This window comes from Pseudomonas phoenicis, assembly GCF_047302395.1.
Lineage (GTDB): Bacteria > Pseudomonadota > Gammaproteobacteria > Pseudomonadales > Pseudomonadaceae > Aquipseudomonas.
Genome location: NZ_CP154852.1, coordinates 1,624,467 through 1,637,884, shown reverse-complemented (window position 1 = coordinate 1,637,884; position 13,418 = coordinate 1,624,467). Strand labels below are relative to the sequence as shown.

General features: G+C 64.3%; 12 protein-coding genes. 5 read left to right on the top strand and 7 right to left on the bottom strand.

Annotation, left to right across the window (positions count from 1 at the left end; all coding sequences use genetic code 11):
• Positions 1-43: 43 nt before the first annotated feature.
• Both AA0Z93_RS07435 and uvrD read right to left on the bottom strand, forming a co-directional pair.
• Positions 44-892, bottom strand: coding sequence for a Tim44 domain-containing protein (locus AA0Z93_RS07435; protein ID WP_413045716.1), 849 nt, complete (start codon positions 890-892; stop codon positions 44-46).
• Between the two features lie 154 nt (positions 893-1,046).
• Positions 1,047-3,230, bottom strand: coding sequence for a DNA helicase II (gene uvrD, locus AA0Z93_RS07430; protein WP_413045717.1), 2,184 nt, complete (start codon positions 3,228-3,230; stop codon positions 1,047-1,049).
• A gap of 214 nt (positions 3,231-3,444) precedes the next feature.
• On the opposite strand from uvrD, the gene hexR reads away from it, so the two are divergent.
• Both hexR and AA0Z93_RS07420 read left to right on the top strand, forming a co-directional pair.
• Positions 3,445-4,311, top strand: a complete 867-nt coding sequence (gene hexR / locus AA0Z93_RS07425; RefSeq protein ID WP_413045718.1) for a transcriptional regulator HexR — start codon at positions 3,445-3,447, stop codon at positions 4,309-4,311.
• 126 nt (positions 4,312-4,437) lie between these two features.
• Positions 4,438-4,653, top strand: coding sequence for a PA3496 family putative envelope integrity protein (locus AA0Z93_RS07420; RefSeq protein ID WP_413045719.1), 216 nt, complete (start codon positions 4,438-4,440; stop codon positions 4,651-4,653).
• Here AA0Z93_RS07420 and AA0Z93_RS07415 read toward each other — a convergent pair.
• Positions 4,598-5,557, bottom strand: a complete 960-nt coding sequence (locus AA0Z93_RS07415; RefSeq protein WP_413045720.1) for a LysR family transcriptional regulator — start codon at positions 5,555-5,557, stop codon at positions 4,598-4,600. The genes AA0Z93_RS07420 and AA0Z93_RS07415 overlap by 56 nt on opposite strands.
• 189 nt (positions 5,558-5,746) lie before the next feature.
• Here AA0Z93_RS07415 and AA0Z93_RS07410 point away from each other — a divergent pair, with 189 nt between their 5' ends.
• Positions 5,747-7,162, top strand: a complete 1,416-nt coding sequence (locus AA0Z93_RS07410) for an acetyl-CoA carboxylase biotin carboxylase subunit (protein WP_413045721.1) — start codon at positions 5,747-5,749, stop codon at positions 7,160-7,162.
• Positions 7,163-7,256: 94 nt separating this feature from the next.
• Positions 7,257-9,065 carry a sodium-extruding oxaloacetate decarboxylase subunit alpha gene (gene oadA, locus AA0Z93_RS07405; protein ID WP_413045722.1) on the top strand — a complete coding sequence of 603 codons (1,809 nt, stop codon included), beginning with the start codon at positions 7,257-7,259 and terminating at the stop codon, positions 9,063-9,065.
• Positions 9,066-9,649: 584 nt separating this feature from the next.
• On the opposite strand, the gene AA0Z93_RS07400 is transcribed toward oadA, so the two are convergent.
• On the bottom strand, positions 9,650-10,471 hold the full coding sequence (locus AA0Z93_RS07400; RefSeq protein WP_413045723.1) for an amino acid ABC transporter permease: 822 nt from the start codon (positions 10,469-10,471) through the stop codon (positions 9,650-9,652).
• Positions 10,468-11,289 carry an ABC transporter substrate-binding protein gene (locus tag AA0Z93_RS07395; RefSeq protein ID WP_413045724.1) on the bottom strand — a complete coding sequence of 274 codons (822 nt, stop codon included), beginning with the start codon at positions 11,287-11,289 and terminating at the stop codon, positions 10,468-10,470. The genes AA0Z93_RS07400 and AA0Z93_RS07395 overlap by 4 nt, the downstream gene beginning before the upstream one ends.
• A 105-nt stretch (positions 11,290-11,394) precedes the next feature.
• Here AA0Z93_RS07395 and AA0Z93_RS07390 point away from each other — a divergent pair, with 105 nt between their 5' ends.
• A complete protein-coding gene (locus AA0Z93_RS07390) occupies positions 11,395-12,294 on the top strand; it encodes a homocysteine S-methyltransferase family protein (RefSeq protein ID WP_413045725.1) in 900 nt (299 codons plus the stop codon).
• Positions 12,295-12,297: 3 nt separating this feature from the next.
• On the opposite strand, the gene AA0Z93_RS07385 is transcribed toward AA0Z93_RS07390, so the two are convergent.
• Positions 12,298-12,744: an N-acetyltransferase family protein gene (locus AA0Z93_RS07385; protein WP_413045726.1), complete on the bottom strand. Its 447-nt coding sequence runs from the start codon at positions 12,742-12,744 to the stop codon at positions 12,298-12,300.
• A gap of 11 nt (positions 12,745-12,755) precedes the next feature.
• Complete coding sequence (locus tag AA0Z93_RS07380) at positions 12,756-13,385, bottom strand: FMN-binding negative transcriptional regulator (RefSeq protein WP_413045727.1); 630 nt, start codon at positions 13,383-13,385, stop codon at positions 12,756-12,758.
• Between the last annotated feature and the right edge of the window lie 33 nt (positions 13,386-13,418).

Sequence of the window (13,418 nt, the reverse complement as noted above, 5' to 3'; positions counted from 1 at the left end):
ACCCCCGGGAGCGACCCGGGGGTTTTGTATGAAGCGCTCTGGATCAGCCGTTCTGGCGGATACCGGCGAGCAGCCAAGGCTGGTTTTCGCCCTGCGCGCGCTGCATGTGCCAGCTTTCGCTGAACGCCTCGCCCTGCTCGAAGCGCGAGGTCTTGGCCACGCCGCGGAAGGTCAGGGTGGCGATGGTCATGTCGGCGCGATCGTCGACGCCGTCGAGCTGTACGTCGAGGTCGTCGATGTAGGTCGACTTGAAGCCCTCGGTTTCGCTGGCACGTTCACGCTTGAGCGACTCGAGCAGTTGCGGGGTGACGAACTCGGCGATCTTGTCCATCTCGTTGCCATCCCAATGCTGTTGCAAGGTCTGGAAGTGCGAGCGGGCAGCGGCCAGGAAGCTGGCTTCGTTGAACCAGGCCGGCGCGTTGATCGTCGGCGCCGGGGCAGCGGTGCCACCACCGAAGGTGGGCTGCTGCACGGGCTGCTGCACTTCGCGCTGGTACGGCGCGTGGCCGGCAGGGGCCATGTCGGCCTGCTGCTTGCGGCGGCGGGCGGCGATGAAGCGGAACACCAGGAAGGCGATCAGGCCCATGATCAGGATGTCGAACAGCTGCATGCCCTGGAAGCCGTCGCCCATGAACATGGAGGCCAGCAGGCCGCCGGCGGCGATGCCGGCCAGGGGGCCGAGCCAGCGCGAAGCACCGCTGGCCGCAGCGGGGGCGCGGCCTGGCGCGGTGGCCGCAGCGCCTGGGGTTGGCGAGGCAGGCGCCGCCTGGCGGGTCTGGTGGATGGGCGCCGAGCCCGAGCTCTTGCCGCCGCCGAAACGCTTGGCGTTGGCATCGAGGCTCAGCGTCAGGCCAAGGCACAGGGCCAGGGCGATGCTAAGAAAACGTTGCATAAGTGGGATTTCCCGTCTTGTGGATTGCACGCGCGAATGGTGCACAGGTTGCTAGACCGCTGACCAGCGCCGGAGTGTTACGAGCTTTTGCCTAAATTTGTGAAGGGCCAATCTGACAGGGCCGTAGGAAAACTCCTCGGCCCCTGTAATAGGATCAGACCGGCTCGAGCTTGGCGTAGCCCAACATCAGCCATTTGCTGCCTTCTTCGAAGTTGACCTGCACCCGCGCCTGGGCACCGGAACCTTCGAAGTTGAGGATGACGCCCTCGCCGAACACCGAATGCTGCACGCGCTGACCCAGGGTGAAAGCGGTCTGCGGAATGCTGGCGTTGGCGAACAGGCTGCTGGCCGGCGTGGCGGTGGCGCCGAAGGGCCGGCTGACCGAGTTCGACAGGCGCACTTCCTGCACCAGCCCAGGCGGGATCTCGCGTACGAAACGCGACACCTTGTTGTAGGTTTCGCTGCCATACAACCGGCGGGTCTCGGCATAGGTCATCACCAGTTGGCGCATGGCCCGGGTGATGCCCACGTAGGCCAGACGACGCTCCTCTTCCAGACGCCCCGGTTCTTCCAGGCTCATCTTGTGCGGGAACAGGCCTTCTTCCAGGCCCACCAGGAACACATGGGGGAACTCCAGGCCCTTGGCGCTGTGCAGGGTCATCAGCTGCACGCTGTCTTCGTGCTCTTCGGCCTGGGCGTCGCCGGCTTCCAGCGACGCATGGCCGAGGAAGGCCGACAGCTCGGTGAGTTCGGCGTCTTCGGCGCTGGGCACGAAGTTGCGCGCCGCGCTGACCAGTTCCTCGAGGTTTTCCACCCGTGCCTGGCCCTTTTCACCTTTCTCTTCCTGGTGATACACGATCAGCCCGGACTGCTCGATGACCGTTTGCGTCATCAGGTACAGCGGCATGTCGGCCACTTTCGCCGCCAGTTGCTCGAGCAGCTCGATGAAGGCGCCCAGAGCGCTGGCCGCGCGGCCCTTGAGGCCCTTGCCGGCGAGCAGTTGGCACATGGCCTCCCACATCGACACCTGGCTGTGGCGGGCATGTTCGCGGATGGCCTCGACGGTCTTCTCGCCGATGCCGCGCGGCGGCACGTTGATCACCCGCTCCAGGGCCGCATCGTTGCCACGGCCTTCGAGCAGGCGCAGGTAGGCCATGGCGTTCTTGATCTCGGCACGCTCGAAGAAGCGCTGGCCACCGTAGATGCGGTAGGGGATGCGCTCGCGCAGCAGCGCCTCTTCGAGCACCCGCGACTGGGCGTTGGAACGGTAGAGGATGGCGATGTCGTTACGCTTGCTGCCTTGCTTGATGACGCTCTCGATGGTCTCGACCACGTAGCGCGCTTCGTCGTGCTCGTTGTAGGCGGCGTACAGGGTCAGCGGCTCGCCTTCGCCCATGTCGGTCCACAGCTCTTTGCCCAGGCGTCCGCTGTTGTTGACGATCAGGGCGTTGGCGGCCTTGAGGATGCCGCCGGTGGAGCGGTAGTTCTGCTCCAGGCGGATCAGCTCGGCGTCGGGGAAGTCAGCGGTGTACTGGTGGATGTTCTCGATCTTGGCGCCACGCCAGCCGTAGATCGACTGGTCGTCGTCGCCCACCGCCATGAGGCTGTCGCCGCCTTTGGCCAGCAGGCGCAGCCAGGCGTACTGCACGGCGTTGGTGTCTTGGAACTCGTCCACCAGCAAGTGGCGGAAGCGCCGCTGGTAGTGCTGCAGCAGGCTGGGGTTGTCGCGCCACAGGTCGAGGGCGCGCAGCAACAGTTCGGCGAAGTCGATCACCCCGGCGCGCTCGCAGGCCAATTCGTAGGCGGTGTAGACCTCGCGCATGGTAGCCAGGAACAGGTCGCCGCCGGCTTGGATGTGCTGCGGGCGCAGGCCTTCGTCCTTCTGCCCGTTGATGAACCATTGCGCTTGGCGCGCGGGCCATTTCTGCTCTTCCAGGCCCAGTTCGCGCATCACCCGCTTGACCAGGCGTTGCTGGTCGTCGCTGTCGAGGATCTGGAAATTCTGCGCCAGGCGCGCTTCCTGCCAATGGGCGCGTAGCAGGCGATGGGCCAGGCCGTGGAAGGTGCCGACCCACATGCCGGCCGGGTTGATACCCATCAGCTGTTCGATCCGCTGGCGCATTTCGGCAGCGGCCTTGTTGGTGAAGGTCACCGACAGGATCGAATGCGGCGAGGCGTGCTCGACCTGGATCAGCCAGGCGATGCGATGCACTAGCACGCGGGTTTTCCCGGAGCCGGCACCGGCCAGCACCAGTTGCCGCCCGACCTTGGCCGCTACGGCCTGGCGCTGGGCGTCGTTGAGGGAGTTGAGGAGCAGAGAGAGGTCGTCGTTAGGCATCCGGCCATTCTAGGGCCGGGGCAGGGGCGGGGCAAACGCCCGGAGACGAATAATTCGCGGTAGGAGGTAGCCGTTGATCGCCCCGATGTCGGCGGGCGCAGGCCGCAGGGTCTGGACAAAGTGCCAGGTGGGTTTAACTGGGCGCTTCGGCAGGCATGTAGTATAACTACAAGAAAGCTACATTCTGCCTGTCGATCCTTTACGAGTCCCGCCCGTGAATCTGTTGCAACACATCACCCAATCGCGCCATCTGCTGCGTAAATCGGAGCTCAAGGTCGCCGACCACGTGCTGCTGGACCCCGCCGCCGTCATGCACAGTTCGATGGCCGATCTGGCGCACAGCGTCGGCATCAGCGAACCGACCATCGTGCGTTTCTGTCGGGCGATCGGTTGCACCGGGTTCCAGGACCTCAAGCTCAAGCTGGCGCAGAGCCTGGCGGCGGGCGCCAGCTTCGGGCAGTTCGCGATCCACGAAGACGACTCGGTCGCCGACTACAGCCTGAAGATCTTCGACACCACTCTGCATACCCTGATGGAAGTGCGCGAGCACTTGGACCCCGAGGCCCTCGAACGGGCCGTGCAGGCCATGGCCCATGCCCAGCGCGTGGAGTTCTACGGTTTCGGCGCCTCCGGCGCGGTGGCGGCCGATGCCCAGCACAAGTTCTTCCGCCTGCTGCTCAGCGCCGCGGCCTATTCCGACCCGCATATGCAGGCGATGTCGGCGGTCACGCTCAAACCCGGCGACGTCGCGGTGTGCATTTCCCAGTCCGGCCGTTCCAAGGATTTGCTGATCACCGCCAACCTGGTGCGCGAAACCGGCGCCAACCTGATCACCCTGTGCCCGAGCCAAACGCCGCTGGCCGAGCTGTCCACGGTCAACCTGGCCATCGACGTGCATGAAGACACCGAAATCTACACTCCGCTGACCTCGCGCATCGCCCACCTGGTGGTCATCGACGTGCTGGCCATGGGCGTAGCCATGGCCCGTGGGCCGAACCTGGTCAACCACCTCAAGAGCGTCAAGCGCAGCTTGCGCAGCCTGCGGCTGTCGCCCAAGTCGATCAAGACGGCTGAAGATTGATCCGACACACCTGATCGTCAAATCCTGCTCACACGGCGAATTTCACGATTCTGTCATCCGCCTGGCATCAAACCGTCAAGGGCTCGCGCCAGGCTGGATTCCCGCATCCAGTCTGGGAGACAGGTCATGATTCGTGAACAAGACGGTTCGTACCAACCCAACGCCAAGTCGCGCAAGCAGCAGGAACGCGACCAGCGCCGCATGGAATATCGCCGCGCCATCGAAAGCTACTGCGACCAGCGCCAACTGCTGCGCGACATCGCCTGTTTTCCCGATTCCCCCGAGATCAGCCCCTGGCAGGTGACGGCGGCGTCCCCGAGAAGCGCTCGACAATCTCACTGATCAGCGCACGCTCGCTGCGAATGAACGCCGCGAAGGCCAGCGCCACCGGCGACTGGCGCTTGGCCTTGGACTGCACCACGCACCAACTGCGGTACAACGGCAGCTCCTCCACCGGCAGCTCCGTGAGCAGGCCCCGCGCCAGCTCCAGGCTCACCGCATGGCGGGTGAGCAGGGCGATGCCCAGCCCCGCCACCACGCACTCGCGCTGCGCTTCGCCGGAGGCCACTTCCAGCGTTTCGGCGAAGTGCACGCGCTTCTCCTTGAAGTACTCCTCGCAGGCCTTGCGCGTGCCCGACCCCTGCTCGCGCACCAGCAGGGGGTAGGGTTCCAGGTCTTGCAAGCGCAGCTGTTGGCGTTGGCTCAGCGGATGGTCGTTGGGCGCCACGGCGACGATCGGGTTGTTCAGGAAGGGCAGGAAATCCAGGCCCATGTCCTGGGGCACCATCGACATGATCAGCAGGTCGTCGCGGTTGTCCGACAGGCGCCGGATGGCCTGCGCGCGGTTGACCACCGTCAGCGTCAGGTTCACTTCCGGGTTGCGCTGCTTGAAGGCGGCGAACACGTGCGGCACGAAGTACTTGGCGCTGGATTCGATCGCCAGCTTCAACTGGCCTTGCAGCGAGCCCTGCATGTCCGACAGTTGCATGTCGAGGCTTTCCAGGCGGCCGAAGATGTCGCGGCTGGCGCGTTGCAGGGCTTCGGCCGCTTCGGTGAGGTAGAGCTTCTTGCCGACGTACTCGAACAGCGGCTGCCCGACTAGCTCCTCGAGCTGACGGATCTGCAAGCTCACGGCGGGTTGGGTCAGCGACATCTCTTCAGCGGCGCGGCTGTAGGAACGCAAGTCGCACACTTCGTTGAAAACCTGTAATTGACGCAATGTCATGCGCATCAATGACTTACGCATATTCAGCGAACCTTGGGCCATGAACGGTGTGGCAACTATAAGCTTTGCCTAATGCACGTCCTAACAAATATTGATTTTTGTTTATCATCCTACGGCGCTACGTTGCAGGTGCGACCGGCTGAAACATCCGGTCACGCGTCGAGCCCCTGATGCGGCTCGTTACGTTCCACGGCTTTGGGAAGACTCCAAGTGATAAAAAAAATCCTGATCGCCAACCGGGGTGAAATTGCGGTCCGTATCGTGCGGGCCTGCGCCGAGATGGGTATCCGTTCGGTAGCGATCTATTCCGATGCCGACCGCCATGCTTTGCACGTCAAGCGTGCCGACGAGGCCTACAGCATCGGTGCCGAGCCCCTGGCCGGTTACCTGAACCCGCGCAAGCTGGTGAACCTGGCGGTGGAAACCGGCTGCGATGCGCTGCATCCGGGTTACGGCTTTCTCTCGGAAAACGCGGAACTTGCGGAAATCTGCGCCGAGCGCGGGATCAAGTTCATCGGCCCTGCCGCCGAAGTCATTCGCCGCATGGGCGACAAGACCGAAGCGCGCCGCGCCATGATCGCGGCGGGCGTGCCGGTCACCCCCGGCACCGAAGGCAACGTGGCGGACATCCACGAGGCCCTGAGCGAAGGCGAGCGCATCGGCTACCCGGTGATGCTCAAGGCCACCTCCGGCGGCGGCGGGCGCGGCATCCGCCGCTGCAACAGCCGCGAAGAGCTGGAGCAGAATTTCCCCCGGGTGATTTCCGAGGCCACCAAGGCCTTCGGCTCGGCCGAAGTGTTCCTGGAAAAGTGCATCGTCAATCCCAAGCACATCGAGGCGCAGATCCTCGGCGACAGCTTCGGCAACGTGGTGCACCTGTTCGAGCGCGACTGCTCGATCCAGCGACGTAACCAGAAGCTCATCGAGATCGCCCCCAGCCCACAGCTGACCCCCGAACAGCGCGCCTACATCGGCGACCTGTCGGTGCGCGCGGCCAAGGCGGTGAACTACGAGAACGCCGGCACCGTGGAGTTCCTGCTCGCCGATGGCGAGGTGTACTTCATGGAGATGAACACCCGGGTACAGGTCGAGCACACCATCACCGAAGAAATCACTGGCATCGACATCGTCCGCGAGCAGATCCGCATCGCCTCGGGCCTGCCGCTGTCGGTCAAGCAGGAAGACATCGTCCACCGCGGCTTCGCCTTGCAGTTCCGCATCAACGCCGAAGACCCGAAGAACAACTTCCTGCCCAGCTTCGGCAAGATCACCCGCTATTACGCCCCCGGCGGCCCGGGCGTGCGCACCGACACGGCGATCTACACCGGCTACACCATTCCGCCGTTCTACGACTCCATGTGCCTGAAACTGGTGGTCTGGGCGCTGACCTGGGAAGAAGCCATGGACCGCGGCCTGCGCGCCCTGGACGACATGCGCGTGCAAGGGGTCAAGACCACCGCCGCGTATTACCAGGAAATCCTGCGCAACCCGGAATTCCGTAGCGGCCAGTTCAACACCAGCTTCGTCGAAGCCCACCCTGAACTGACCAACTACTCGATCAAGCGCAAACCCGAAGAGTTGGCCCTGGCCATCGCCGCCGCCATCGCCGCCCACGCAGGCCTTTGAAATTCGAGCGGCCTGCGTCCAGCCGCAAGTCGAAGCCGGTCCACCTTCACCGGCCGCTTGCAGCTGAAGAGCCTGCCGCTCAAAGGAGATAAGAATGTCCAAGAAGATCCACGTAACCGACACCATCCTGCGTGACGCCCACCAGTCGCTGCTGGCCACGCGCATGCGCACCGAAGACATGCTGCCGATCTGTGAGAAGCTCGACAAAGTCGGCTACTGGTCGCTGGAAGTCTGGGGCGGCGCCACCTTCGACGCCTGCGTGCGCTTCCTCAAGGAAGACCCGTGGGAGCGCCTGCGCAAGCTGCGCGCCGCGCTGCCCAACACGCGCCTGCAAATGCTCCTGCGCGGGCAGAACCTGCTCGGCTACCGCCATTACAGCGACGATGTGGTCAAGGCTTTCGTGGCCAAGGCGGCGGTCAACGGCATCGACGTGTTCCGCATCTTCGACGCCATGAACGACGTGCGTAACCTGCGCGTGGCCATCGAAGCGGTGAAGGCCGCCGGCAAGCATGCCCAGGGCACCATCGCCTACACCGTCAGCCCCGTGCACACCATCGAGGCCTTCGTCACCCAGGCCAAGCAGATGGAAGCCATGGGCTGCGATTCGATCGCGATCAAGGACATGGCCGGCCTACTCACGCCCTACGCCACCGGCGAACTGGTCAAGGCGCTCAAGGCCGAGCAGTCGCTGCCGGTGTTCATCCACTCCCACGACACCGCCGGCCTGGCCGCCATGTGCCAGCTCAAAGCCGTGGAAAACGGCGCCGACCACATCGACACCGCCATTTCCAGCTTCGCCTGGGGCACCAGCCACCCCGGCACCGAATCGATGGTCGCGGCGCTCAAGGGCAGTGAGTACGACACCGGCCTGGATCTGGAACTGTTGCAGGAAATCGGCCTGTACTTCTACGCCGTGCGTAAGAAGTACCACCAGTACGAAAGCGAATTCACCGCCGTGGACACCCGCGTGCAGGTCAACCAGGTGCCCGGCGGGATGATTTCCAACCTGGCCAACCAGCTCAAGGAGCAAGGCGCGTTGAGCCGCATGGGCGAAGTGCTGGCCGAGATCCCGCGGGTGCGCGAAGACTTGGGCTTCCCGCCGCTGGTGACCCCGACCTCGCAGATCGTCGGCACCCAGGCCTTCTTCAACGTGCTGGCCGGCGAGCGCTACAAGACCATCACCAACGAAGTGAAGCTGTATCTGCAAGGCGGTTACGGCAAGGCACCGGGCGTGGTCAGCGAAAGCCTGCGGCGCCAGGCCATCGGCAGCGAAGAGGTGATCGACGTGCGCCCGGCCGATCTGCTCAAGCCGGAGATGGCCAAGCTACGCGGCGACATCGGCGCCCTGGCGCGCTCTGAAGAAGACGTGCTGACCTTCGCCATGTTCCCCGACATCGGGCGCAAGTTCCTCGAAGAGCGCGAAGCCGGCACCCTCACCCCCGAAGTGCTGCTGCCGATCCCGGAAGCCGGCGCCGTGGCTGCGCCGGACGGCGAGGGCGTGCCAACCGAGTTCGTCATCGACGTGCACGGCGAGACCTACCGCGTCGACATCACCGGCGTCGGCGTGAAGGCCGAGGGCAAGCGCCACTTCTACCTGTCCATCGACGGCATGCCCGAGGAAGTGGTGTTCGAGCCGCTCAACGAGTTCGTCGGCGGCGGTGGCAGCAAGCGCAAGCAGGCTAGCGCTCCAGGCCACGTCAGCACCAGCATGCCGGGCAACATCGTCGATGTGCTGGTCAAGGAAGGCGACACGGTCAAGGCCGGCCAGGCGGTGCTGATCACCGAGGCCATGAAGATGGAAACCGAAGTGCAGGCGCCGATCGCGGGCCAGGTCGTGGCCATCCATGTGGCCAAGGGCGATCGGGTGACGCCGGGGGAAATTCTGGTGGAGGTGGAAGGCTGATAGCGGCCTGCACTAAAGGTCATGAAGGGAAAGCGCAGGCTAGTGCCGGTCAGTTGAAACCGTATTGATGCTTTGTTTCTGGTCAAGCCTCCAGCAGATGCTTTTCGCTGAAGCGCTTGGCCGTATCAAGCGGCTGATCGTTAAGAACTGGCGACCCCCATCCAGAATTTGAGTTCTACCCCTTGTTGACGCGCCAAGCCGGTCGCTTAACGAACGCGTAATCCTCAAGGGCTTGCTTACCCTGTAGGAGCGGCTTGAGCCGCGATGGCCTGCACCGCAGGCCCAAGCCAGCCACCGCGATCTGTCAGGGGTCGTGTCGCCTGGATTAGGCCGGCTTTGCCGGCCATCGCGGCTGAAGCCGCTCCCACACTAAGACGCGTGCCAACTAGAAACACAGGCCCCAAGGAATACACTGACCTGTACTCAACCCGCCGCTTGCGTCTTTGGAGCAACTGAATCCGAAGGCGAGAGGAGTAGGCGGAAGCTGTACGCCGCTCAACACCGTATTCGCACCCTTAGGCCTGCAGATAGGCATAGTGAAGGGGCCTGGCCGTACCCGATAAAGTCCAGTCGGACATAAGCGCCTAGCGCTGATACCCCTTGCCGAAATGCCGCTCCAACCGCGCCTGCACCAACTCCAACGCAATCGACAGCAGCCAGTAGATCACCGCCGCCGTGGTCAGCATTTCCAGATAGCGGTAGCTGGAGCGGCCGTAGGATTGCGCCAGGAACATCACTTCCCACACGCCCATCACCGACACCAGCGACGAGTCCTTGAGCATGGAAATGAACTGGTTGGCGGTGGGCGGAATGATGGTGCGCATGGCTTGGGGCAGGGTGACGTGCCAGAAGATCGTGCCGGGGCGCATGCCCAAGGCCAGGGCGGCCTGGCGCTGACCCTGGGCGACGCCGATGATGCCGGCGCGGAAGATTTCGCTGAGGTAGGCGCCGTAGTTCAGCGACAGGGCGATGATGCCGGCGCTGATCGCGCCCGGCACCAGGCCGATCTGCGGCAGGCCCAGGTAGATCAGCAGGATCTGGATCAGCAGTGGCGTACCGCGGAAGAACGAGGTGTAGAAGCTGGCGATGCCCAGCAGCACCGCGCTGCGCGACAAGCGCGCCAGCGCCGCGGCGAAGCCCAGGGCCACCGACACCACGATCGAACACAGGCACAGGAACAGCGTCAGTGCCGCGCCTTGCAGAAAGCCGTTGGGGCCGAGCCTGAAGCCTGCCAGGTTGGGAAACTTCTCGACGATGATCGCGAACTGCAGATCGAAGCTGAGGAAGAACCCCACGAACACCGCCAGCAAAGCCAGCCAGGTCAGGTACAGGCGCGTGCGAAAGCCGAACAGGCGCGGGCCTGGCGCATGCGTGTTAGGCCCCGATTCAGGTCGATGGCTACTCATTTACTGATGTCGGCACCGATCCACTTCTGCGACAGGCGCGCCAGGGTGCCGTCGGCCTTGAGTTCGGCGAACACCGCGCGAACCTTGGCGTCCCACTCCGGGTCGCCTTTTTCGATGGCCACCGAATTGGGCTCTTCGTACAACGGCGCACCGGCCAGCTTGAAGCGTTTGTCCTGGTTCAGGCGCGGCTGGGCGGTGACCAGGTTGGTGAGGATGGCGTCCAGGCGCACGCCGGCACCCAGGCCCAGGTCCTGGAAGGCTACGTTGTCGGTGTCGTAGGGGGCGATCTGCACCATGTCGAAGGGGTAGTCGATCTTCTTGTCTTCGGCGCCCTCGATCACCAGGTTCTTGTTCAGGTAGCTCTCATAGCTCGACGCGCTGGTCAGGCCGACCTTCAGGCCGTCGAGGTCCTTGGCCGAATGGATGCGCTCGTCCTTGGTGTTGACTACGATCACCGCAGGCGAGGCGTAATACTCCACCGGGAAGTCGAACACCTGCGCGCGCGCCTTGCTCGGTGTCATCGAGCAGATGCAGATGTCGTAGCGGCCGCTCCAGCGCCCGGCGGCGATCACGTCCCAGGAAGGGGTTTCCAGGCGCAGCTTGACGCCCAGCTTGTCGGCCACGGCCTTGGCGACGTCCACGTCGAAACCGTCCAGCTGGTTCTGCGCGTTGAGGAAGGAAAACGGCGGATAGCTCTCCATCAACACGTTGACCAGCTCCTTGCGCGATTCCACCCGCTCCAGCGTTTCGCCCGCATGGGCTTGGGTCACGACGCTCAAGGCCAGCAGGCCTGCACTCAGAAGGGCGGGAAAACGCATGGATATACCTGAAATAGTTTTAAAAAATTCGAATGGCGATATTTAATAGTTATAACTATTAAGTCACTAGTGAATTTTATTCATATCGATAGCAGTGGAAATTATATGAGCGAACGTCCGTTAATCATTCTCGACGGTGGCATGGGCCGCGAACTCCAGCGCCGTGGCGCACCGTTCCGTCAGCCCGAGTGGTCGGCATTGGCCTTGAGCGAGGCACCGGAAGCGGTGGTGGCCGTGCATAGCGCGTACATCGAAGCGGGCGCCAGTGTCATCACCAGCAACAGCTACGCGGTGGTGCCGTTCCACATCGGTGAGGAGCGTTTCGCCGCCGAAGGCCAGGCCCTGGCCGCGACGGCGGGCCAATTGGCCCGCAGCGCCGCCGACATCGGCGCGCAGCCGGTGCGCGTGGCCGGCTCGCTGCCGCCGCTGTTCGGCTCCTACCGTCCCGACCTGTACACCGCAGAGCGGGTCGACGAGGTGCTGACGCCTTTGCTGCGCGGTCTGGCGCCCTACGTGGACCTGTGGCTGGCCGAAACCCAGAGCGCCATCGCCGAGGTGCAGGCCATCCGCGCGCGCCTGCCGCAAGACGGCAAACCGTTCTGGGTGTCCTTCACCTTGCAGGACGAAGACACCGACGACAACCCGCGCCTGCGCTCCGGCGAGCCGGTCAGCGCAGCGGCCGAGGCGGTGGCCGCGTTGGGCGTGCAGACCTTGCTGTTCAACTGCAGCCAGCCCGAAGTCATCGGCGCGGCCATCGATGCGGCCAAGGCGGTGTTCGCGCGCCTGGGCGTGGACATCGCCATCGGTGCCTACGCCAACGCTTTCCCGCCGCAACCCAAGGACGCCACGGCCAACGATGGCCTGGACGAACTGCGCGACGACCTCGACCCACCCGGCTACCTGCGCTGGACCCAAGACTGGCGCGCCCGCGGCGCCAGCCTGCTGGGCGGTTGCTGCGGCATCGGCCCCGAGCACATCGCCCAACTCAAGGCCAACCTGCGCTGAGCCCTACAGGTTGCGGCGGAACTGAATGAATCCCGGCCGCTCCGCCACCTGCTCGTAGAGGCCGATGGCGGTGGCGTTGGTTTCGTGGGTCAGCCAGTGCACCTTGCCGCAGCCGGCCGCCTGGGCCGTGTGGTAGACGTGCTCGATCAACTGCCGACCGATGCCCAGGCCGCGCTGCCGAGCATCGACGTACAGGTCTTGCAGGTAGCACGAGTTGCCGATGCTCCAGTTCGAGCGGTGGTAGATCCAATTGACCATCCCCACGGCCTTGCCATCGACCCAGGCCAGCGCCGAATGGGTCGGTTCGCTGGGGTCGAGCAGGCGTTGCCAGGTGCTGGCGCTGATCTCGTCGGCCAGATCGGTTTCGTAGAAGTTCAGGTACGCCTGCCACAGGGCCAGCCAGGCGGCATGGTCGTCGGCGGTGACGGGGCGTAGGGTGACGTTCGGCATGTTGGTGCTCCTTAAAGGGCGCGCATCTGCGCTGCGAGTGCATTGTTCGAAGGATCGGAGCTGGCGCCCAGTGCCTCACGCACACCGGCGAGGTCTGCGGCCGAGCGGTTCTGGCTGAGCTTGCGCGTGCCCTGCAAGCGGGTGATGGGCAGGCGAATGCCGACGATGGCGCGCAGCATGCCTTCGAGGTAGTCGGCAGGTGCGTCCGCCACCTGCCACGGCACGGGCCGCGAGCGTTCATGGCGCTCGCTCAATTCGCTGACGATGGCCAGCAGTGGCGCCGCCTGGTGGATCACCTCGACCGGGCCATGGGCGTGCACGGCGGTATAGTTCCAAGTGGGCACCACCTTGGGGTTGCTCGCCTTGCTGGGGTAGTACCCGGGGCTGACATAAGCGTCGGGCCCGGGAAACACCAGCAGCGCTTCGAGACCGTGCGCGAAATCGCGCCACTGCGGGTTGGCACGGGCAAGGTGCGCATAGACCATGCCGAACGGGCCTTCGTCGGTTTTCACCAGGACGGGCAGGTGGGTCGCTTGCAACCCTGCGGGCCCTTGGCTGACGAGTATCGCCAAGCGTGTGTCCAGCATGTGTCCGTGCAGAAGTTCGAGATCGTGTTCCTGGTGGGGTTTGCTCGCGTACATGGCGCTGATCCTTGTGGAGTACGGCCATCCTAG